Annotated in this window: 21 protein-coding genes and 1 pseudogene; 8 read left to right on the forward strand and 14 right to left on the reverse strand. The window is 34.9% G+C overall.

Annotated elements, in window-relative coordinates; translation table 11 throughout:
- Positions 1–911: 911 nt before the first annotated feature.
- Entirely contained in the window at positions 912–1988 is a 1077-nt protein-coding gene (locus tag MHHB_RS04030) for a rolling circle replication-associated protein (RefSeq protein WP_131007317.1), read from the reverse strand.
- Between the two features lie 35 nt (positions 1989–2023).
- On the opposite strand from MHHB_RS04030, the gene MHHB_RS04035 reads away from it, so the two are divergent.
- The 3 genes from MHHB_RS04035 to MHHB_RS06460 all read left to right on the forward strand — a co-directional run bounded on the left by MHHB_RS04035 (position 2024) and on the right by MHHB_RS06460 (position 2915).
- Positions 2024–2362 (forward strand): DUF6884 domain-containing protein, encoded by a 339-nt coding sequence (locus MHHB_RS04035; protein ID WP_326830416.1) that lies wholly within the window; start codon positions 2024–2026, stop codon positions 2360–2362.
- A 185-nt stretch (positions 2363–2547) separates the two neighbouring features.
- On the forward strand, positions 2548–2766 hold the full coding sequence (locus MHHB_RS04040; protein WP_131007319.1) for a hypothetical protein: 219 nt from the start codon (positions 2548–2550) through the stop codon (positions 2764–2766).
- Positions 2757–2915, forward strand: a complete 159-nt coding sequence (locus tag MHHB_RS06460) for a hypothetical protein (RefSeq protein ID WP_153801564.1) — start codon at positions 2757–2759, stop codon at positions 2913–2915. The genes MHHB_RS04040 and MHHB_RS06460 overlap by 10 nt, the downstream gene beginning before the upstream one ends.
- 264 nt (positions 2916–3179) lie before the next feature.
- Here the strand turns inward: MHHB_RS06460 and MHHB_RS04050 are convergent, their stop codons facing one another.
- The 9 genes from MHHB_RS04050 to MHHB_RS04090 form a co-directional block, all read right to left on the reverse strand.
- Entirely contained in the window at positions 3180–4433 is a 1254-nt protein-coding gene (locus tag MHHB_RS04050) for a restriction endonuclease subunit S (RefSeq protein ID WP_131007320.1), read from the reverse strand.
- Complete coding sequence (locus MHHB_RS04055) at positions 4430–5896, reverse strand: type I restriction-modification system subunit M (protein WP_131007321.1); 1467 nt, start codon at positions 5894–5896, stop codon at positions 4430–4432. Before MHHB_RS04055 ends, MHHB_RS04050 begins: the two co-directional genes overlap by 4 nt.
- On the reverse strand, positions 5896–8418 hold the full coding sequence (gene hsdR, locus MHHB_RS04060) for an EcoAI/FtnUII family type I restriction enzme subunit R (protein ID WP_131007322.1): 2523 nt from the start codon (positions 8416–8418) through the stop codon (positions 5896–5898). The genes MHHB_RS04055 and hsdR overlap by 1 nt, the downstream gene beginning before the upstream one ends.
- Before the next feature lie 521 nt (positions 8419–8939).
- The gene (locus MHHB_RS04065; RefSeq protein ID WP_131007323.1) at positions 8940–10229 is read right to left on the reverse strand and encodes an AAA family ATPase; all 1290 of its coding nucleotides are present in this window, start codon (positions 10227–10229) and stop codon (positions 8940–8942) included.
- Between the two features lie 110 nt (positions 10230–10339).
- Positions 10340–11485, reverse strand: a complete 1146-nt coding sequence (locus MHHB_RS04070; protein ID WP_131007324.1) for a hypothetical protein — start codon at positions 11483–11485, stop codon at positions 10340–10342.
- A 180-nt stretch (positions 11486–11665) separates the two neighbouring features.
- Entirely contained in the window at positions 11666–11899 is a 234-nt protein-coding gene (locus tag MHHB_RS04075) for a hypothetical protein (protein ID WP_131007325.1), read from the reverse strand.
- On the reverse strand, positions 11883–13139 hold the full coding sequence (locus MHHB_RS04080) for a hypothetical protein (protein WP_131007326.1): 1257 nt from the start codon (positions 13137–13139) through the stop codon (positions 11883–11885). The genes MHHB_RS04075 and MHHB_RS04080 overlap by 17 nt, the downstream gene beginning before the upstream one ends.
- Before the next feature lie 610 nt (positions 13140–13749).
- Positions 13750–14037 (reverse strand): hypothetical protein, encoded by a 288-nt coding sequence (locus MHHB_RS04085; protein WP_192893816.1) that lies wholly within the window; start codon positions 14035–14037, stop codon positions 13750–13752.
- 143 nt (positions 14038–14180) lie between these two features.
- Complete coding sequence (locus MHHB_RS04090) at positions 14181–14882, reverse strand: hypothetical protein (protein WP_131007328.1); 702 nt, start codon at positions 14880–14882, stop codon at positions 14181–14183.
- 534 nt (positions 14883–15416) lie between these two features.
- Here MHHB_RS04090 and MHHB_RS04095 point away from each other — a divergent pair.
- Positions 15417–15653: a hypothetical protein gene (locus MHHB_RS04095; RefSeq protein ID WP_131007329.1), complete on the forward strand. Its 237-nt coding sequence runs from the start codon at positions 15417–15419 to the stop codon at positions 15651–15653.
- 305 nt (positions 15654–15958) lie between these two features.
- Entirely contained in the window at positions 15959–16330 is a 372-nt protein-coding gene (locus tag MHHB_RS04100; protein ID WP_131007330.1) for a hypothetical protein, read from the forward strand.
- Between the two features lie 240 nt (positions 16331–16570).
- Here the strand turns inward: MHHB_RS04100 and MHHB_RS04105 are convergent.
- A pseudogene (locus MHHB_RS04105) lies at positions 16571–16843 on the reverse strand (F420-dependent methylenetetrahydromethanopterin dehydrogenase); the annotation flags it as partial.
- A 233-nt stretch (positions 16844–17076) separates the two neighbouring features.
- On the opposite strand from MHHB_RS04105, the gene MHHB_RS04110 reads away from it, so the two are divergent.
- Positions 17077–17484, forward strand: a complete 408-nt coding sequence (locus MHHB_RS04110; protein WP_131007331.1) for a toprim domain-containing protein — start codon at positions 17077–17079, stop codon at positions 17482–17484.
- Between the two features lie 4 nt (positions 17485–17488).
- Entirely contained in the window at positions 17489–18184 is a 696-nt protein-coding gene (locus MHHB_RS04115) for a 2,5-diamino-6-(ribosylamino)-4(3H)-pyrimidinone 5'-phosphate reductase (RefSeq protein WP_229701918.1), read from the forward strand.
- A 393-nt stretch (positions 18185–18577) separates the two neighbouring features.
- On the opposite strand, the gene MHHB_RS04120 is transcribed toward MHHB_RS04115, so the two are convergent.
- The 3 genes from MHHB_RS04120 to MHHB_RS04130 form a co-directional block, all read right to left on the reverse strand.
- Positions 18578–18928 carry a DUF6677 family protein gene (locus MHHB_RS04120; protein ID WP_131007332.1) on the reverse strand — a complete coding sequence of 117 codons (351 nt, stop codon included), beginning with the start codon at positions 18926–18928 and terminating at the stop codon, positions 18578–18580.
- On the reverse strand, positions 18921–19067 hold the full coding sequence (locus MHHB_RS06490) for a hypothetical protein (protein WP_192893817.1): 147 nt from the start codon (positions 19065–19067) through the stop codon (positions 18921–18923). The genes MHHB_RS04120 and MHHB_RS06490 overlap by 8 nt, the downstream gene beginning before the upstream one ends.
- Positions 19068–19418: 351 nt before the next feature.
- Positions 19419–20171, reverse strand: a complete 753-nt coding sequence (locus MHHB_RS04130; RefSeq protein ID WP_131007333.1) for a DUF2202 domain-containing protein — start codon at positions 20169–20171, stop codon at positions 19419–19421.
- 318 nt (positions 20172–20489) lie between these two features.
- Between MHHB_RS04130 and MHHB_RS06555 the strand changes: the two genes are divergently transcribed.
- Complete coding sequence (locus MHHB_RS06555; RefSeq protein WP_229701919.1) at positions 20490–20750, forward strand: ATP phosphoribosyltransferase regulatory subunit; 261 nt, start codon at positions 20490–20492, stop codon at positions 20748–20750.
- Positions 20751–20759: the final 9 nt, after the last annotated feature.

A 20759-nucleotide genomic window follows, 5' to 3' on the forward strand; every position in this document is an offset into this window, starting at 1 on the left:
GTTTAAAAATCTGGCACAGAAATCCTGATACAGGACCCACAAGTTAAATAAAAGTTGTTGCAGGTCCCCAGGTACCTTAACTATGGTCCAATTACCCAACTTACTCAACTCTAAGAGGGAGTGTTTAGCCAGTTTGTTTAAAATAGCATAAAATTGCTTTCTTTTATTTTTGGCAGTTAGTTTATTCTTTACTCTATTGTAAATATAAGCCGTAAAAATAGGGTTTCTTGGATAGTCTATAAACTCGGTATAAACGTAGCTAAGGATGGAGTACTCTATAGAGTGGTTTATATTGCTGATATTAAGTCTTTCTATGAGTAAAGTTTTTATATATTCAGTGACAATCTCATATATGGAGGGGTTCTTTAAGCCAGGCATATTATTAACACCTCCAACCTACCCAACCTACTGACAATTTCATATACGGAGGGGTCTTTCATACTATTAACACCTCCGGTAGTCTCGTATACGGTGGGGTTCTTTAGTGTCAGCATACTATTAACACCTCCAACTTGCTATAAGCCGCAAAAATAGGATTGTTGGGATAGTCTATAAACTCGGTATAAACATACCATTAGGGAAGGGGGATTTTCCCCCTTCCTTTTATCACTGTTTATTTTGTTTTAGTATATATATTTTTTTTTTATTCCCAGGGTATTTTACTAATTTTTTACATTTAACCAAATGCAAAAAATTCACTTAAGTGAATAAAACACCTACCTACTGGGGGTTATAGGGTATAGGAGTTTGCATTTATTAAAGTGCAAAAAATTCACTTAAGCAAATAAATTGCTTAAGCAATTTTATTGCAAAATTAGTAAAGTGCAATAAAATTGCTTAAGCAATATTTAGTAAAGTGCAATATAAACACCTACCTACGGGAGGTTATAGAGTATAAGAGAATATCTTAACTACCATACAAACCGCACACTATAAACAGGCTTCCCAGTATCAAAGGAGGAAACCCTGAAGTAATCAGGATAATAATCACAATAATTCCGCCGTCTAAATCTAAATTTATCTTTGATATACTTTAAAATATCCGAAATACTGGAAAATTCAGGGAAAACAGATAAATCTATACTGGTTAAAAACTCATACTTAGGTATTTTAACTTTTATGCCTTTGTTAGTAGTCAAATCCCTGGAATATGTGAAAAACCTAAAGTTATAAACCCAGTAAAACATTAACTCTCTATCTTCATAAAACGCCTTTTTTAAGTATTTTGTAAGGTAATCACTTATATTTTTAGCTTTGCAGTTTTTAGGTTTATAATTTAGCCAAGTAAAGGTATTTTTTACCCTTTTGAGTGCATAAATATAAACTATCTTACCCATTCCATACCTGTCCCAGGTTTCACTAATCCACCTTTGAGATATTAACCACTTCCAACCTTTACCCTTACCCCTACTATTACTGGCTTTTACCCTTATTTTGTCAGTAAATACCAGTAAATGGATATGAGGAACCCCCGCCTTAGTAAATTCAAGGACTTTAATATAAGTTTTTATTCCGAATTTTCTCTTTAGCAAGTCCATAAATTTTTTAAAATTATAATACAACCCTTTTTTTATGGTTTTGTAATTGTTTTTATTAGGATCTACCGTCAAAGTTATGAAAAAAGCATACTTATAGGATTTAGCCGCTAAGGTTATTTTTTCCTTAAATTCCTCTATTCTTTTTCTTAATTTGCTAGTGGAGTTAAATCTGGTAGTATAATCTAAAATAAGGAGATCATCTTCCTTTAAATCTTCAATACTAACCCCTTTTTTCTTCAAAATAATTTTAATGTCTTCACATTTGCTTAAATAGTAATTGAAAAGCATATAAATAAATTCTTTCTCAAAAAAGGTTAATCTACTTTTATCTTTGATGTAATTGATAGCAATTTTTTTAATATCGCTTAAAGTCAGGTCTCGTTTTTCTAAATCTTCATAAAACTGATTTAAGAAAAGTTCGAAATTTTGCACTGTATGGATCAAAGGCAAAGGACGTTTACATTGGTCCCTTTGCAAAAGCATGTATTGATTATGCTGAGAGATTTTATCCCGGAAGATATGTGATTCTATCTGCCAAATACGGTTTTCTCTTTCCGGATGAACTGATTCCCGGAAATTATAACGTGACATTCAACAATCCAAAAACAAACCCGATAGGGGTTGAAGAACTGAGAAAGCAGGCAGAGCATAAAGGATTAATGAAATATGACGAGATAGTTGTTGTTGCGGGTAGCAATTACGTGAAAATAGTCAGAAAGGTGTTCGCAGTAAAGAAGATCATAACTCCGCTCAAGGGGCTTGGGGGAATGGGTCCAATGATATCTGCTATAAGGAGAGCCATAAGAGATGAAAGGGAGCTTTAAATTATTTTTAATTATTTGTGTAAAAAGCATGTTGGGAGCTGATCTGAATGGTCAGGTAAACCTTTAAAAAAGCTATACTCACTCCACAGCCTGAAAAGGTTGGAGAAATTAAAATTCAAAAATTTGAAGCAGGTAGAGTAAAAAAATTGCCAGGCTTTTCATAGAAGGCAATTTCAGCAGAAGATTTGTATGCAAGAAAAGCACTGGAAAAAGTTTCAGAACTGGATTTCAAAGCGGACTATTTTCTGACTCCAGGTGGATTTTTAATAATTCCTTGGAAGTTTAGAAGATTTGAAGAGGCTGCAGAAGAAGGAAAGTTATGGGTTGAGAAACTGTTTAATCTCTTGTTCAGCGAAGTTTCGCCAAGCACAAATTTTAAGGGTGTTGTGGGGCTTTGGAGGTAATTGCTTCCCTCCACAACACAGCATTCTTTCTACTATGTCCCAATGCTCCACTTATTGCTGTAGGAAGAACTACAAGAAGGTTAGTACCGAAGACAGCAAGGATTGCAATCTTTGGATTTATTCCAATTGATGTTTATACCCAGTATTGAACAGGTATCATGATAAAGCATCCACCCACTCCCAAAAGTCCAGATGCAAAACCAACGCATATTCCAGTGATTAATAGAATTATAATGTGAATAAGCTGCATTTCTATGTTATTCCCTCCTTTCATTTAAAAATGATTGCGTAGTTATAAATTTTGCTAAAGCATTTGGGTGAAGCGCCGAAGGCACGGAGCCATGTATTCTCATGTTATCCGAGTGCGATAGCACCGAAGCGAAGTTAAACTCACCCTTTAAAAAAATATAAAATCACCTAGCCTTATCATGCCTAAACACCTCATCCAAAATACTTTCCTTTAATTCTTCAAGTTGAATTATTTGATTTTGGATTTTTTCTTTTAAAGTTTTGATTTTTTGGTAAACATTATCAAGGTATTGGGCTATTTCTTTTTGTTTTTCAAGGTCTGGTTGGTTGTTGTGGAAAGGGAGGGGGATTTTTAGGTTTTTGAGAAAATTTTTATTTACATGTGGTGTTGCAGTATATTTACTTTTATTAAGATGTTCAAAGTAAGTATTCAAAAACCAAAACACATACTTTTTACTAAGGTCATGCTCCTTGATTTCAAGTTTTGCCATGGTTGATACCAATACTCCTTCTATATCACAAAAAAACAATTCTCCAGAACGGGATCCATCGGCTATTATGACCAAGTCTCCTTTTTGTACTCTTAAAATTTTATTTTCTTCAATTGGAATATATTCTTTAATTTTTTTCTCTCTAAAATAATCCAATGTTAAATAAGGTAATGCGTTTTTTTGTTTTTGTTTTAGGACTTCTTTAGGTTTTTTTCCTTTTAATAGATCAATTTTGTCTAAAAACCTCACCTCTCTCCACTCCTCACCCTCCTTCGGCTTAAAGGCATGCTCCAAAACACTTTCCCATAGTTCATCCAAAAACTCAAGTTCTTTCTTTTTCTTTTCCAGAATTCTGTCAATTTTTTCAAAGTTTGTTTCTATGTATTCAACGATTTTCTTTTGCGTTTCTAAATCTGGCTTGCCGTTGCGGAAGGGGATGGGGATTTTTAGGTTTTTAAGGAAAGTTAAATTAACATTATTTTGAGCTCCTCCCCTTCCCCTTTCTTTAAGTTCTTGTCCAAATTTAAGCAATACCCAATAAAGATATTTATTATCATATTCTTTTTTAGGTATAATTCCTGCAATAGCTTGATTTGTGGTAGCTTCTATATTAAGTATACCAACATGACCAATTGTAGCAAAAATAGTAAATAGTATAGTGCCTTTTGGCAATAATTTTGCTGAAGAATTGTTTAAACCTTTTTCAGTTATTTTTTCTTCAGTATCATTCACATATCCTTCTTCTGGGATATCTTTTATTTTAACCCATGGTATTGTTCCATTCTCCCAATATTCTTTGTTTTTTCTACTAGGTGTTCCTCCACTTTTAATCTCTTTTGCAATCTCCCCCAACCTCACCTCTTTCCACTCAACTCCCTCAACTTCCCAAGGTTTCTTGGCTTTTATCAAGTTTTTTACATCACTCATCTTAACACCCCTCTCAACTCCTCAAGTAATTTCATAACCTCCCTTTCCTCTCTCAAAACATCTTCTAAAATCTCCGTTGATGGTCTGTATTCCTTTTTCTTAAACTTGTTGGGATTTCTTGGCGTAAGCTCATAGGTTTCCTTATCTATTTCATCAATCTTAACAATCCAGGAGTTTTCGCTTATTCCCCTGTTTTTCCATTTTTCATAACAATCTAATAAATATTCATCTTTTATAGGATCTGTTTTAGTATATTGTTTTTCTACCCATTTTCCATAACGTGTTTTTACCATACCCAACGGGTGTTTATGTTCATAATACCATATCTCTTCTGTTGGTCCTGTTTTATCAAAGAACAGCAAATCAGTTTTTACAGGAGTTTTCCCGGAGGCTATAAATACCCCTTTTGGTAAAGAGATAATAGTATGAACATTATAATTCTCAAGAAGTTCCTTTCTAACTCTTACAAATGGTCCAGTTGTATTGGACAAAACACCTTCCGGAACAACTATGCCAACCCTCCCACCCCGCTTTATTTTCCTCATTACATACTGTAGAGCCATTAACTCAGTTTTGGAACTTTTAACAGGAAAATTAACCTTAAACCTCTTATCAAACTTGCCTCCAAATGGAGGATTTGTGAGGATAACATCAACCCTATCCTTTTCCTGGATTTTTCTGACATCCTCAGCAAATGTATCCACTTTGTAAATGTGAGATGTCGGTAAATTATGCAAAAGAAGGTTCATTATTCCAATAAGATAAGGAACGTCCTTCTTTTCTTGTCCATAAAACATGTTATACAAAATTTTGGTTTCTTTTGTGGTAAAAACTTCCTTATTTCTCAATATATGATTATAACTCTCAATCAAGAACCCGGCAGAGCCTAAAAATGGATCCAGAATCTTTTCGCCAAGCTTAGGATTAACAATCTTAACCATCAACCTGATTATGGGCCTGGGAGTGTAATACTCCCCAGCATATTTACCCATCTCCCCAATCTCTGGCAAAAGCTCTTCATAAAGAGTAGAAATAATGTAAATATCTTCTCTTGTTCTGAACTCGAGTTCATCAAGGAGCAGAGCAACTTCTCTCAGCTTATAACCATCTCTCAGGAAATTCTGAATTTCTTTACCGCTGAAAATTGTGGCGATTAACTCTTTCTCCCCATCTCCATCGAGTTTTGAAAGAAAAGGAAAAAGCTCATTGTTAATAAAGTTTATAAGTTCTTCACTTCTCCAATCCTTATGAACCCAGTCTTTCCACCGGTATGGAGAAGGTATATTCCTTTGGTATGTTTCTCCCTTCAACTTAGACTTTAACTCCCTTTCATCTTCAAGATCATCGTAAAGCTTTAAGAAAAGCATCCAGGATAGTTGAATTATGTAGTTTACAGAGGCGATCTCATTCCTCAGTAAATCGCATGCCTGTTTGAACTTTGATTTTAATGTTTGCCTATCCATTATCCAACACCTCCCGACTCATAAAGACCTCGAGAAATACTTTCAAGGGTACGAATGAGGTTGTCTATACCACCAAAAGAATCTATGATCTCTTTCAGTTTGCCAATCTTCTGGATATCAGGTGATTCTAAGGCTTCAGGTGAAATCTCCTCAATACCGCCTATCTTGTATTTTTCTATGAGGTTTAGTACAACTTTCTTTGCAGTTTCATTGAAAGAGTTTATAATTTGTTGTTTCTTGTTCAATAATGCTTGAGCTCTGTCGTCTCTACTCAAAATTGGGGCATCAAAGGCAACATGAGCAATAATATCAAAGGCGTCTGCATCAGGTCTATCAAGTAATTGGGCTATTAACTCAGGATTTATACTCCTTGCCTTTAAATCTTCCAAAAATCTTTTTCTTTTCTCTTTGTTTATCCAGATTTTCCTTAAATCGTCCAACGTAAGAACTTTTTTTCTAACATTTTCCCTCGCATATTCAATATATTTTGCTTTATTGAGTTTTTTACCCTCAACCTCAACATATAATTCCTCCTCAATGTAAACATTAATTCCCTTAACTACAATCTTGCCTTCCTTTGGTTTTTTCTTCTTTAACTCAACTACAACAGCAATTTTATCCTTGAAAGGTATAGGATCAACGCTTACCTCTTTTGTTTTGTAGTTCTTTGCCTCAACTTTTACCCTTACAGGAGAATGGGGACAACCATCAATAATAAACTCCCCATTCTCATTTGTTCTTGCTGGTTTAACCATGTTAACGCCTAATTTTGCTGTTATCCTTGCATTTGAAATAGGAGTTCCATCCTCGCTATCCACAACCTTCCCTTTTATGAAGAAATCAAATGGACCTTCAGGCATATCAGGTATATATTCTTCAGGAGGCAAATCCCATGGATCCAAAAGTCGGGTGGCGTCTACAAAATCTATTATCCTGAAAAAGAATTTGCCAGCATCCTCACTTATCCTACTTCCTCTACCTATGATTTGCTTGAACAATACCTTTGATGCAATGGGTTTCATGAAAACTATGTTTTTTACAGGTGGAATATCTACACCCGTGCTTAGTAGATCTACTGTTACGGCAATAACAGGTACTTGAGATTCCGGATCTGCCATTTTTTCAGCTAACTCTATAGCATTTGGTTCTTCGTCAACAATCCTTACCACGAAATCATCTGCATTCATTCCAGTTGAAGCGATTTCAGAAGCTAATTCATTCTGTAAAATCTTTACAACATCCAGAGCATGTTCTTTGGTTACACAAAATACAATAGTTTTCTCTGTAGGACCATAAATCTTCAATATCTCAGCAAGTTTCTTTGTCATAGCCTCTGTTCTATCTGGTAAAGTTATAACCTTTTCAAACTCACCTACGGAATAGAATTCCTTAACTTCCACATCTTCGGGAGCTTCAATAACAGCACCTTCGCTTGCTACATCAGTAAGAGATATCCCTCCTTCTTTATCAACGTTTATATAAATCTTGTGAATTTTGTAAGGGGATAAAAATCCATCCTCTATACCCTGTCCCAAGCTATAGGCATAGACTGGGGTACCAAAGTATGCATAGGTATCTATGTTGTCATCTCTTTTTGGTGTTGCAGTCATACCAAAATGAACAGCACTACTGAAATAATCAAGGATTTCCTTCCATCTACCATATCCAGAACGATGACACTCGTCAATAATCACCATGTCAAAGAAATCAGGTGGATATTCCTGATAAAGCCTCTTTCCGTTTTTCTCAGAGTAGAGAGTCTGATATGTAGCAAAGTAAATATCTCTGATTTTGGGAGCTTTTCCTTCTTTTATTACCTCTCTTGCACCACCAAACGGCTCAAAGAATTTATTGTAAGCTTGGTCCCTCAACATAACTCTATCCGCAATGTAAAGAACTCTTCTAATTTTTCCAGTATTGTAAAGTTTCCATACTACCTGAAAGGCAACATAGGTTTTACCCGTTCCAGTTGCCATAGTAAGCAAGATGCGCTTTTTACCATTTAAGAAAGCTTCTATGATGTTCTTTACTGCTGCAATCTGATAATATCTCGGAATTTTGTTTTGGACAATCTTGTAGGGATACAATAAAGGATTTTCATCTTTGTTAAAGGGCAAAAGTCTATTAAACTTCCATAAGGAGTATCTTTTCCATAGTTCCTGTGGGGACGGAAATTTATCAATTGTTCTTTGTTTTTTGGTTATAAAATCGTATTCTTCAATTTTATGACCGTTCGTTGAATATGCGAATGGAACATTAAGCATTTCCGCATATCTTTTTGCTTGCTGAATTCCAGCTGCGTGATGTTTTGCCTCTTCTTTTGCTTCCACAACAGCAATTGGGAAGTATCTTTCTAAAAATAGAATATAATCCGGTTTTACACCTTTCTTTCTATTGCCATATTCATCTATTATTCTGCCTTCAGTTATTTTCACTTCACGACGGATTAAATCTTCAGACCAACCTGATTCATGCAGTTTTGGATCTATTAGTTTAATCCTTGTTTCTGTCTCGTTTAGCATGATATCCCACCCTATTCTATTAGTTTATCTTTCGCTCCCAAATTTTTAAATCCACTGAACCGAGTTTCGGACAACGCATTGGGGTTAAGCGAAGTCGCTTTACGATTTGGGTGGGGCTCTGCAAGAGTCGAACTGTTTAGTCTCTTGTTCAGCGAAGTTTCGCCAAGCACAAATTTTAAGAGTGTTATTGGGGTTTTGGAGGTTTTTGTTATTTTGGGGATTTATATTCTGCGAGGTGAAATTTGGGTATTCCTACCGTCTGAACGTATTCGGACTATACGAAGTTTGCGTTAGCAAATTTAGACTGATGATAATAATTATTTTCTTGTCCATATTAACATTTATTTAAATTATATTTAAATTTAACTAAATCTAGTGATGGCTCTCAAATTGAAACTAACGTTTTACGGGTATGCGAAGCCCGTAAGGATTTGGGTGAGCTATAGTGAACCGCATACTTGCTGTTAAGTGACCCAAAGGGCAGCAACGGAAGTTATGAAGAGTTGGGCGGAGCGGTGGTATTATATCATCTCCTTAAAATACATCCTAATTTGAGGATCAATCTTATACGTTACTGAACATAATATCAGTACTTTTGTGTTATTGTCGCTGAACTCTGTAAGATTATCCAGCAACTCTAAAATAGCTCCATGTAGATGTTCGTTTTGAGCTGTTGCAATTACATCAAAATTTTTTATATAAACTACACAGGGTTGCAAACATTTTAGCTTTCCAAAAAGCTCTCTAATGGATTTTTCCATTTCTCCAAACCATCTTGTTCTAAACCATGTAGCTCTAACCAAAATATATGGACAATGTAATCTTTGGCACACTATAAAGGCAATTGTTGATGCTATTTTGTCAGAAAGTAATAATGATTGAGTTAGCAAAATAGGCTTAAAACAAGGATTTTCGGAAAAATCCTCTGTTATTTGCCTAATTCTATTAACAATATCTCCATTTTCAATTTCACTACTTCTATCTCTTGGCTTTTCTATGTGAAATTCCCTTAAAGCTGATGGTTTAACACGATTTTTAGCGTCCAATAAATCTTCTTGGGTTATGAAATCTCTGCCTTCTAAAGCTGCTTGTAATAAGCTTTCATTTAATAATTGAAGCAAATCAGCCCCAGTAAAACCTATGGTTTGTTCAGCAATTTCATCTAAATTAATATTTACATATCGTACGCTCGCGTAATTATTTAAGAGTATTTTGAGAATTTCTTTTTTCTCATCAGGACCTGGTGGGTCAAATTCTATCTCTAAATCAAACCTTCCGGGTCTTCTGAGTGCTGGATCTAAAGCTTCTGGCCTGTTTGTTGAACCTATAACTATTACATGACCTTTTGATACTTCCTTCTCTAACCCATCCATCAAACTTAAAAGCTGTCCCACTAACCTTCGTTCAAGTTCACCTTCTATTTCATCTCTACGCGGTGCAAGAGAATCTAACTCATCTATAAAAATTATCGCCAAATTCTCTTTCTCTGCTCTTTCTTTAGCCAATGCGAAAATCTGCCTTAATCTTAATTCGCTTTTTCCGTAATATTGAGAAATTATCTCAGGGCCTCTTATCATAATTGGTTCTGAAAGACCTAATTTTTTAGCCAGAGTTTTCATAAGCAAAGTTTTCCCTGTTCCAGGAGGACCATAAAATAATAATCCTCTAGGTGGCTTTTTGCTAGGAAATCTGTCATCTCTAAGGGATAAAAAAAGACCTACAATTTTCTCAAGAATTTCATCTTTAATATAAACTTCTTGCTGAATTTCTTTCACTTTTTCTTTAACTACTTCTCTAAATTTATTTGACATTTTTATCCCTCACAAAATCGTCAATGTCTACCAAATTCCATTTAAATTTGTCTCTTGATATTAAAAGTGTAAGGACTTTGAAATCTATTTTCTTATCATTATAAAGGATTTTATAAGTCTTTTTTTCTCTCCTTCAGCTCTTCATAATGAATCATTGCAGAAACAGGCTTGAGAACGATCCAGATTGTGGCATTTGGTACGTCTTTGTATTTTTCTATAGTTTCATCAATCTTTTTCAAAGGCTCAAAAGTGCCGATCAAGGTTTCTATTTCCATGTAAATTTCTTCTCCTTCTGGAGAATAGATTAAATCTGGAATAACTCTACCTTCTAATATTGGAGTTTCTACCTTTATTTCTTTCTCTAAAATTTCATTTACAAATTCACAAAGCTCTTCGAAATTATTTATTATCTTCTTCCTTCTATTTCTTAGATCATTCACTAAATAAACAAAAGTTGTAACTTTTAAAGGATATTGAAGTCTATTAGTAGCATCAGCACCTCTTTTAACGAAAATAGAGAATCTTCTATGGGTATAATTTAAATATCTTTCATACTTTCTTAAATTAGCGAAAAATTTATCCAAAGAGCTAACTCCAAGAATTTTAGAACAAAATGTTTCATATTTTACATTATCAGGCAGGCAAGTGTAAACACGGAGTCCTTCAAATTTGAGAGCATTTTTAGCTTTTTCCAAATCTTTTGGTTTTACTGCTATAACCAAAACACCAAATTGCTGTAAAAATCCGGATTCGAGACGGCCTCTAACCATCTTTACAAATTCATCAACTGCAAGGTACATTTTTCTCGCATCCAAGAACTCAATTTTGTATTCAAAAGTGAATTGGTCTAAGGAATGCAGATCCAATGAATCAACGATTTCTTCTATTCCTTCCTCAAAAAGTTCAGGCTCTCTAAAAGTTACTCTTGGATGTTTATCTGTGATTTCACAAAACAACTCTTTTAAGGCATAGATTATCGGAATGTGCCACTCATGTTTATCTTCACCTATCAAAACAACAAAGGGCGAATTAAGGCTCTCACTAAAGCTCCTAGGAAATCTTTTATCACAATTAATGAATTCTTCAAAAATAGGTAGCTGAGTTCGTTCCTCGGAAGATGCAAGTATCTCTATACCACTTTCAATGTTTGTGGTTACCAGTTCCGTATCCAAATCAGAGCTTTGTTTTAAAAGTGTTTTAGATTCTAGTTCTAAATCAAAAGAGGAAACAAAACTTTCAGTTTTTGTTTTATCCATTTGTATGCCTTTCACAATATCTGTATTAAGAGAAACTGGGATTTGATCTGTTTTGACAGTAAGTAACTTTATGTCAGCAATCTTGAGTGCTTCTTTGGGAGTATTAACTTCAATTAAATCGGTAGCTGGAATTTGATAAGGTTTTAGAGTACGCTGGGTTAGAAAAATGTCAAATGAAGGCTAAGTGATTTGTTTCAAAGCAATTTCTTTAACTTCGGTGTTTAATGACTCAAATTTACTCGGGAGTAAAATTTGCTCAAATGATATATCATAAATGGGTAGTTCTATGTATTGTTGTCCTTTTTCCTCATTTTCAATCGATTTAGAAGTATCTTTCTGGACCTCTTTTTGATATTTTTCTGTTTCTGTAATTCTGAGTTTAGATATTTGTCGAAATCTAAGTTTTTCCTTCATTTTCAATCACTTTATCAATCCATTCTTTAGCAAGAGGATGAAATTTAAGCTCAATGCTAGAATCAAGGAATTCGATATTGATTATTCCAACACATACTATTGGAAAGATTTTTATTAAAAAATCACTGAGTAATATTTTTCTCGGAACTTCAATTTCTCTATATTTGCAATATTTTCTACTATAGTCGTTTTTTATTTTCACAATTACACTTTGTCGTATTTCTAAATAACATCCATGCATATATTCCATAATATCTAAAGCTGAAAAAATAGGCTCGTAATCTTTCCAAGGCTCAAAGGTTATATGAATCTGATTTATGGCTTCTTTAATCATGTTCTCACGTATTTCATTAATAGCTGGGTCTACCCTTTGCAGAATACTTTGCAGTTCAAGTATTTTGTAAGATAATGAATTATCTGTTAGTAGTAAAATAACCTTGCCAGGGCTTTTTGTAGGTAAGCTGACTTCTCTTAGATCAATCATAGAATAACCTTTAAGTCCTAAGAAATTGGCTAATTTTGTTACTTTGTCAACATCACACTCAAGAAACTCCATCAACACGCGCAAAGGTATTTTCCTTGAATAGAAAACAAAGGTTGTGAATGGATTCACGCCTATTGATAAATCCAAGGCTTTTTGTCTGAAATCATTTAATATCGATACTAATTTTTCTGGTTTCTCATCAGGTTGTGGAAGTAAAGTATCAGGCTCTATAACTTCGAAAGGTGAATATGGATAAGACTCTTGAATACCTATCTCTGATAATTTAATTCCTAATTCTCTACAAAGATTCCGTATCAAATCTCTTAATTTATCTACCAAGTCTCCGATTGGTATAGAATTTATCCATGAATTTGAATTAACGCTCACCTTAATACCATCCCCCAAACTTTCGTAATGTTTTATACTTCCCTCAAAAGAAGGTGCATTTTCTGCACATATTCCAAAGTTATCATACATAAACTTTGCAAAAGATGTGTTGAAATCTTTATTAGGCTTTACACCCCCGTAAATTGCTACTCTGATTTTATTTTTCAGTGTTTCGTCTTCAATATCTGCTAAATAAGGTTTCCCACAAATTTTCTCACTTTTAAGGAACTCATGAAGCGCATTCAATGTGTATGCTTGTTTATAGAATGGTACAAGATCATTTTTCAGGAATTCTTTCCAGGTTTTTGGTTCCCAGATTTTGTTTTCTTTTGCCCATTCTCTAAGAGATGTTTTTGTTTCCATACTCATATTATTTCACCTTCATTTTTAAACATTAAGTTACTGCAGAGCCAGATTTCACTTAACGTTCTAGGTCTATCCGAAGTTCCAAGCATAGCGAGGAATTTGGGCAGAGTGGATTTTTCCGTATCTCTGATAAACCACCTTCCCAGTCAAATTTAAAACCCTTTCGCCTTGATTTTTGTATTCTTGTGGTTATTCAGCAGAAACTCCATATAATCTAAAAACTTCTCTCCTCAAATCCTCTGGAAGCTCTTTCATTTTCATCTCAATCTCCATTATACCCATGAGTTTCATCTCATTAATACTTTATCTGTCCCTTCTTATTTAAAGAATGTCGCCTAACGGCCGGGGGTATCTAAAGTGCCTCTGCTCATCGTATCGCTAAATGATTGCATAGTTATAATTTTGCGATAGCAAATTTTGGCGTAGCCGAAGGCGAAGCCATGTATCCTCATGTTAGGCATGGGTGATAACACCGAAGCGAGCGAAAGCGAGCGGAGAGTCGGGCGATGCGGCGTCATTTTTACGCATCCTCTTTTCACTTAAGAATTTTATCCAAATTCACAATTTGCATTTCAGAATCTCAGTCTTAAATTCTCTGCTTGCTGGATACTCTTCACAATTTTAACCACCAAATAAAGCAATATGCAATAGCTACTCCAATCAAAGTCAAAAATATTTTAAGCAAGATGTGCTTGAGCGGCTCTTTTCTTAATATACCTTCAACGGCAAAAGCTACAGAGATACCAACAGCCACTGCACTAAACCTTAGCGCAAAACGTGATAAATTTAAACCAATAACGTAGGAAAGTAATAGAAAAGTTAATCCAGATACCGTTCCAGCGATCAAAGCTACTAAGATTAACCCTTTTATACCAAAATTTTTTCCATTATCTTCATTCATATACCCTATTTTCTCGTCAAACTTTATATTTTTCATGGCTTTGTTTTCTATTTTTTAGCTTTTATTTTACCACCTTCGCACTCACGCTCCATGAAGTCATGGAGTCCTGCCGATTATTATTCTCATCTTTATTTTCAACGCCTTTACCAAGCTTCTTGGACAAACACAATATCGTAACTATCTCTATCAATGTAAACGTCAACAATATGGTCTATACCAACCTCTGGCGTAGGATCGTACCAGTGAACAACCCAGCAGTAATGATCTTTGCCGTCTACAGGTTTGCCACCGATACTAGCAACACTTCCAAAATCTTTTATCTTCCAGTGTTTATCAACTTGGTACACCATGCCATCAGATGCCAGATATACTCTCCTAATATCGCATGTCGCATTATGGTGTATTTCGAGGTATTTTTTAACAGATGGATGTTGTTTGGAAATTTCCACAAGTTTTTGGGCTTCATCATCAGTGTGTCCAACAGTTTTTGGGTATATCTTTTCGATTTGAATGAGTCTCTTAATCATGCATTTTTCTGATCTTGAAACCTCAAATTTTACCCTATCTCCTATTTTCATCTTGTTGAATATTTCTCTGCTCACAAAGTATGTCAGGACTTCTCCTTTATCGATGCCGTTGATTGGGTCTTTGGAATCTAATCTTATGGAGACGAGGTATTTGATATCGAAATACTTCTTTCTCATTTCATCTTCTATTGACTTGCTAATGAAAGCATTCTTTTCTCCCTTAAAAAACTTCTCATAATCTTTGTCTTTTACTATAATCCATGATCCATTATCAGTTGGCCGATTGAGCAAGATGGTATATGATGTATCTCCTTTCACCCTCATCACTGCTTTGTGATCAACAACACCTTCGACCATAACGGGCGACATAAATTTATAAGCTAGCAAACACGCTATGATCAGCAAGAGAACAAATATAGTAAAGAGCAATTTTTTATTTATCATAATTTATTACCTCCTTATTTCTTTTAAATAATTTCTTTCTTAGGCGGGCAGAGTGAATTTTGGACAACGTTTTGCGGATAAACGAAGTTTAGCCGAAGGTTCAATTTAAGACAGGTAGTAATAGCGTCCATGAGCCCGTTTATCCGCTGTTAGTTACCCACGATAGTGGCGAGGCTTACGAAGGAAGAAACGAGTTATTTAAACAAGTACAAAATATTGAAGAAAAATTTTATGGTAAAAGACCTTTTTATCAAACTATCAACAGAGATATTTAACGACTTATTGACAGGGGAAATTTATATCTATCGTAGATAGTGGTCTAAGATCACAAATTCTGACTTTAAGTAAAAGAGGTAAAGTTCTGTTTAATAAAATTTAAAGATAATGGTGATTTGTGAATAGTGAGAAATGGAAATAGAAAATCTTTTAAAAAAGTTTGAAACAAAAGATATGAATGAATGGAATAATGTTAATGCTGATTTAGTTATCACAGACCCGCCATTTGGGATAGGATTTAGCGGGAAAAATGGAAATTATCGTAGAAACGCAGAATATATTGTTGATGGTTATGTTGAATGGAGTGTATTGTATCTGAATATGAAAAAAAGATTTAACAGTTGTTGGAAGTTATTAAGAGAAATCTAAAACCAAATGGACAAGGTTTAATATTTTCTGGATGGAATAACAGTTATATAATCCATAATAGAATTATAAGATTCAAAGGATTAACATTAAGAGGTAAGCTATATTGGATATATAATTTTGCTCCAGCATGTAAAAAAAGACCTGCCCATAAATGTTTACGAGATTTTCTGGGTAACAAAAGGTGATAAATGGGTTTATAATACCAGATGCACAACCCATCATTACCAAAGAGGAGAACTTAATTTAACAATCCTAATTTCAAACGAGATTATACAAGGTAAAAATCTATTAACATGATGTAAAAAATGAATGAAATAGATTTTGTTAAGAAGCTGGTGTTTAAAATAGCAGAAATAGGGGATAAGAAGAAGATTGTAGATTCTTCTACTTTATTTGGGCTGAACTTAATAATTCAAATCCTACTAAGTATAACTTATTTTTTGCCCAATCTCCAAGAGAACTTAATTTCTATTAATCAAATGTTAGATTATGAAATTCATAGATGGGGCGTTCCATTATGTGTTCTATTACTTTTAGAAAAAGATTTGGGCGAAAAAGAATCGACTCAACCTTTTGTAGAATATATAGAAAGTTTTGAATCTTCTGAAATCATGAGTAGAGAATTAAAGAATCATGAAAGTCATTTAGCCAGCATTTATTTTTTTCATAACTACTAACTACATTTATAACTTCTACACTGTATTTATCAATAATAAATGAATTATATATTAAAAAACCAAAAACTAAAAAGAAATTATTCCAGTTTTTTCATTAACTCTTTTTTACTTAATTTTTTCCATCTCTTTTGTCATGAAGTACCCTTTAACATCAACATCTGCAACTTTTTCAGCTGTAACAAATGCAGCTATTTTGCCTTTGCATAAGGATTGGTGTATTCCATAGATTCTATAACCTTATCCTATAATAACTGAAGGAATACCACATTTACTTAACAGCTCCCTAGCTTTCTTAGGACCTGGTGCTGCAGGATTTGGACTGATGAATACTATAAGATCAGGTTTTATATCTTCAATCATTTTTTTAGTAACTTCCTCTACCTGTTCTACACCCATCTTAGCTCCACTTCCTAATACTCTAACGTCTATATCTTTTCTGTCTGCTCTCTCATCCAGGATTAGATCAACCAGTGGAGAAGTTCCTATATTTCCACAATTTGATAATGATATAATATATAGTAAAATATATCATATCTACCCTATTACAATCTGAATATAGTAAAAACATTCCTAAAATAATTAGAAAACACCTTCGACATTTTCTTCTAAAACCAAAGGTGATTTTAGATATAGATAATTTTTATACCTTATCTGTATCTGTATTTAACTTATTCATCTCTATAGATCTTTTTAAATAAATGTTACGTGTATAACTATAATACACATAAAAAACACTTAGTATTCCTATGAAGAGAAATTCACATCTCCAAAAACTTATAGAAGTTATAGAGGAGTTAAAATACGAGAACAGTTTAGGGATCCCTATAATAGTAGAGGGTAAAAGGGATGTCCAATCCCTTAGAAAATTAGGAATAGAAGGTATAATCATCCCTATCTCCAAGGTACCTATCTTCGAGGTTGTAGATGTACTAGTAGAAGAAGGCATTAAAGAGGTTATACTACTTACAGACTTTGACAGGGCTGGGCGACAATACGCCAAAGAGATAGTAGTAGAGTTTGAATCCAAGAGGATAAAAGTAAATAGATCCTTCAGGAGGGATATACTGAGATACGCCATAGGGTTAAAAGATATAGAGAGCCTCTATAACTACGTACTTAAAAACTGTGGAGAATACTTCATAGATGACTGGTGATTCCATGAGTAATACTCTGAAACCTTACGTTATATCCAACGTTGGGATGTCATTAGATGGAAAATTGGCAACTGTAAATAACGACTCGAGGATATCGGGAGCTGAAGATCTAAAGAGGGTCCATAGGTTAAGGGCGATGGTAGATGGTATAATGGTAGGTATAGGAACTGTACTCAAGGACGATCCAAGGCTAACTGTCCATAAGATAGATACAACTCCCAGGAAAAATCCAGTTAGAATAGTTGTAGATAGTAAGTTGAAGATTCCACTCAACGCCAGGGTGTTAAACAGGGAGGCTAAAACTATAATAGCCACAACCTCCAAAATGTCCAGAGAGAAGGAGAAAAAATTAAAAATGTTAAAAAAGTTAAAACATGTGGATATTATAGAAACCGATGGAGATAGAGTAGATTTAAAGAAGTTGATGGAGGTACTCTATAAAAATGGTATAAGGAGTATCCTATTAGAGGGAGGAGGTACTTTAAATTGGAGTATGTTCAAGGAAGGCCTGGTAGATAGAGTTAGTGTATATATTGCTCCTATGATATTTGGGGGTAAAAATGCTCCAACTTACGTAGATGGTGAGGGTTTTAAGAGTGTAGAAGAGTGTGTAAAGTTGAAGTTGGAGAGATACTATCTTATGGATGGTGGTATAGTGTTGGAGTTTGAAGTTGTTAAAAATCCTGATAAAAATAAATAATAATGAAAAGGTTTCTAAGTATATAGAAAAGTTATAATCATGCACATAACAATCATAACAAAAAAATTAAAAAGAGAGTAGGGTAGAAAATAACGGTGAGATTTTACTCTTTCACCTGGTTCTGATTGAAATAATCCTCTGTTATTTTATCGGAATCTTCCTGTTATTGTTTGATATAATTACTTTTATACTCTTGACTAAACATTAATACAAAATCTATTATATCATCCTTCTTCCATCGATAAAAACTCTAAATTAATTTCATCTCATCATCATTATTAATAACAAAAAACACCTTTCTCATTTTTTCAATTCTTTCAAGTATATCTCTATTTATCATAATATCACTTAAGATCTAGTAACTCTAATCCTTATAACATAGGTGTTTTTATCTTAATCCTCATCAAAAATTATAGAATAAAGCTGAGAATTGTAGCTTTTTGCTGATTTATAAGCATCATAAATGATATATACCCAAATAATAATTGCTACTAAAAGAAGAAGAACTCCTATAAGAACTATAGTTAGGAGTGATCCTAATACCATTAAAATTACTACGAGTATGAGTAATATAACTCCTTTCCCAACTTTTTCAAGATACATGTGCCCTGCCCCTGGTATCATTATACTCAGGTATACTGCAAGTCCAACATTCTTTCTCTTTACCTCATAATAAATAATTTTTTGTGCTTTATCCATATCCTTTACAAACTCTTTAATCCGAATAATTTCCATTTCATCCATCTTTATCACCATGAATTATAAGATCTTTATATACTAAATAGAACATGGAATATATAAGCAATAGGGGTTCAGCGGTGTAGTCTTTTATAGACATACATCCGCCTTGGTGCACATCAACCTCAACTCCCTCAGGGTTCATCGGGAGTAAGTCATCGGTCTCGCACCCTTTCAGGGTAACCCCGCTCCTTCTCAGGATTGGGAGCACTATTTTCCTCTCAACCCTCCATCGAAGGAGGAAAACCCCACATCCTTAGGTAGAGGGATTTATTGAAGCGTTTAGAGTTGTCTATTTATAACCAGACCACACTTACACTCAAGAACCTACCCCTTTCGGTGTTTCATCTTCTCATAACATCTGGGGCAATTCCTGTTTTCCTTCATCGTTTTTAACCTTTCTCCTACATACTTCCCTCTGAAGTTTCACAGATATAAAACTTCTTATCATTCAATATCGTAAAGTTTCAACTTCCTGGATTCCCTCTGTACTCGTCTATTTTAAGGGACCTCTGCCCCCGCCTCGGCCGGTTTCCATTGAGCTGTTTATAATTTCTTCAAACTCGTCCTTGGGGAGAACCTGCGGCTCGTATGTGACTCCAATCCTCTCTAGCTGGCCAACAAAGGCCCTGAGATGATTTCTTGAGCCCGCCATGAGGTTCTCGTAGACCGTTATGATATCCACCTTGTTCGTCAGAGAAATCCACTTCTGGAGATCCTCTATGTCGGTTTCCTCTATCAACGCCCCAACTTTCAGCGCGTCAACCTTACTCTTCATGCCCATCTCTATCAACTTATCGTAGAGATTCTGGAGCTTCTCGTTCTGGAACTCACCTACTCCCTCGTTCTGCGTGGGATCGGTAAGGTTGTACTTCTGAAGGAGCAACCTAACGGCCTCGACGTGGGTGCTCTCACTTTTGGCGATGTTGCTGAATATCTGGAGCCCCCACTTCTCGTAGAGCTTCGTATAAACGTCGTGCGCCAGCTTCTCCTCTTCGACCATGTAGAATAGCCCGTCCTTCTCTTCCTGCGTTAATTGGCCGGCTAGAATCGAGTCTATGTAGGTCTTAAGTTTGCTCATTCCGATGCCGCCGTTCTCGTTGACGTTCACAGGTATCTGGTCCGAGCTACCCTGGTTCTCTGTGCTTGAAATCTGAGTGCTGGTTGTTGTCCTCGTGTTTATACATCCTGCCACAAGGACGCTGAGGAACAGCGCCCCTATAAGGAACAAACCTAACAACTTTCTCATAGTTCGTTCACCTCTACATATGCAACTTTGTTATTACATATATCTTACCTTTTATAAAACCTTTCAGTTTTAGCTTCAGCATGTTTTATGTTCAACTTTCGATTTAAAACAATCATTGTTCGAAATTTAAGTAATCGAAAATCATTTAAGCACTCGGAAATATTGAATATACCTGACAAAGCCCGACGTGACGAGCCAACTACTCAAAAATTACGATATAACCCTCGGGAAGATCTACTACATCAGCGAGGTTCTCAACGGTGGCGTTGAGGGAAAATGGCAGGCCGGTGTTGAGTTCATCGGCGGAGATTCGTTCTCATGGGTGTTGAGGTTCTAAGCGTTCTAATAACAGCCCTTGAAAGCCTCGGCATCGAGGAGTTCTATATCGACATCGGAAGCCTCGAGGTCTGGAGACTAACCACAAAGGACATTCCCGAGTTCGGAGAAACCATCTGCCGGGCACTCGAAAGGAGGAACTTCGGCCTGATAGAAGGCCTTCCAATAAACGAAGAGAAAAAAGAAGAACTCATGTATTTTCTTTATTTGGGATTCTTAAGGTTGTCCTTTAGTATAAAATAGTTTTTTTAT

Origin of the sequence: Methanofervidicoccus abyssi, assembly GCF_004310395.1 — an archaeon.
Taxonomy (GTDB): Archaea; AGJL01; Methanococci; order Methanococcales; family Methanococcaceae; genus Methanofervidicoccus; species Methanofervidicoccus abyssi.

Coding starts and splice junctions, on each gene's coding strand:
- hsdR (WP_131007322.1), bottom strand. CDS start 8,418: ATGCTAAACGAGACAGAAACAAGGATTAAACTAATAGATCCAAAACTG.
- MHHB_RS04065 (WP_131007323.1), bottom strand. CDS start 10,229: ATGTCAAATAAATTTAGAGAAGTAGTTAAAGAAAAAGTGAAAGAAATT.
- MHHB_RS04075 (WP_131007325.1), bottom strand. CDS start 11,899: ATGAAGGAAAAACTTAGATTTCGACAAATATCTAAACTCAGAATTACA.
- MHHB_RS04100 (WP_131007330.1), top strand. CDS start 15,959: ATGAATGAAATAGATTTTGTTAAGAAGCTGGTGTTTAAAATAGCAGAA.
- MHHB_RS04055 (WP_131007321.1), bottom strand. CDS start 5,896: ATGGATAGGCAAACATTAAAATCAAAGTTCAAACAGGCATGCGATTTA.
- MHHB_RS04080 (WP_131007326.1), bottom strand. CDS start 13,139: ATGAGTATGGAAACAAAAACATCTCTTAGAGAATGGGCAAAAGAAAAC.
- MHHB_RS04115 (WP_229701918.1), top strand. CDS start 17,489: ATGAGTAATACTCTGAAACCTTACGTTATATCCAACGTTGGGATGTCA.
- MHHB_RS06555 (WP_229701919.1), top strand. CDS start 20,490: ATGGGTGTTGAGGTTCTAAGCGTTCTAATAACAGCCCTTGAAAGCCTC.
- MHHB_RS04050 (WP_131007320.1), bottom strand. CDS start 4,433: ATGAGTGATGTAAAAAACTTGATAAAAGCCAAGAAACCTTGGGAAGTT.
- MHHB_RS04130 (WP_131007333.1), bottom strand. CDS start 20,171: ATGAGAAAGTTGTTAGGTTTGTTCCTTATAGGGGCGCTGTTCCTCAGC.
- MHHB_RS04085 (WP_192893816.1), bottom strand. CDS start 14,037: ATGAATGAAGATAATGGAAAAAATTTTGGTATAAAAGGGTTAATCTTA.
- MHHB_RS06490 (WP_192893817.1), bottom strand. CDS start 19,067: ATGAACCCTGAGGGAGTTGAGGTTGATGTGCACCAAGGCGGATGTATG.
- MHHB_RS04110 (WP_131007331.1), top strand. CDS start 17,077: ATGAAGAGAAATTCACATCTCCAAAAACTTATAGAAGTTATAGAGGAG.
- MHHB_RS04120 (WP_131007332.1), bottom strand. CDS start 18,928: ATGGATGAAATGGAAATTATTCGGATTAAAGAGTTTGTAAAGGATATG.
- MHHB_RS04095 (WP_131007329.1), top strand. CDS start 15,417: ATGGAAATAGAAAATCTTTTAAAAAAGTTTGAAACAAAAGATATGAAT.
- MHHB_RS04070 (WP_131007324.1), bottom strand. CDS start 11,485: ATGGATAAAACAAAAACTGAAAGTTTTGTTTCCTCTTTTGATTTAGAA.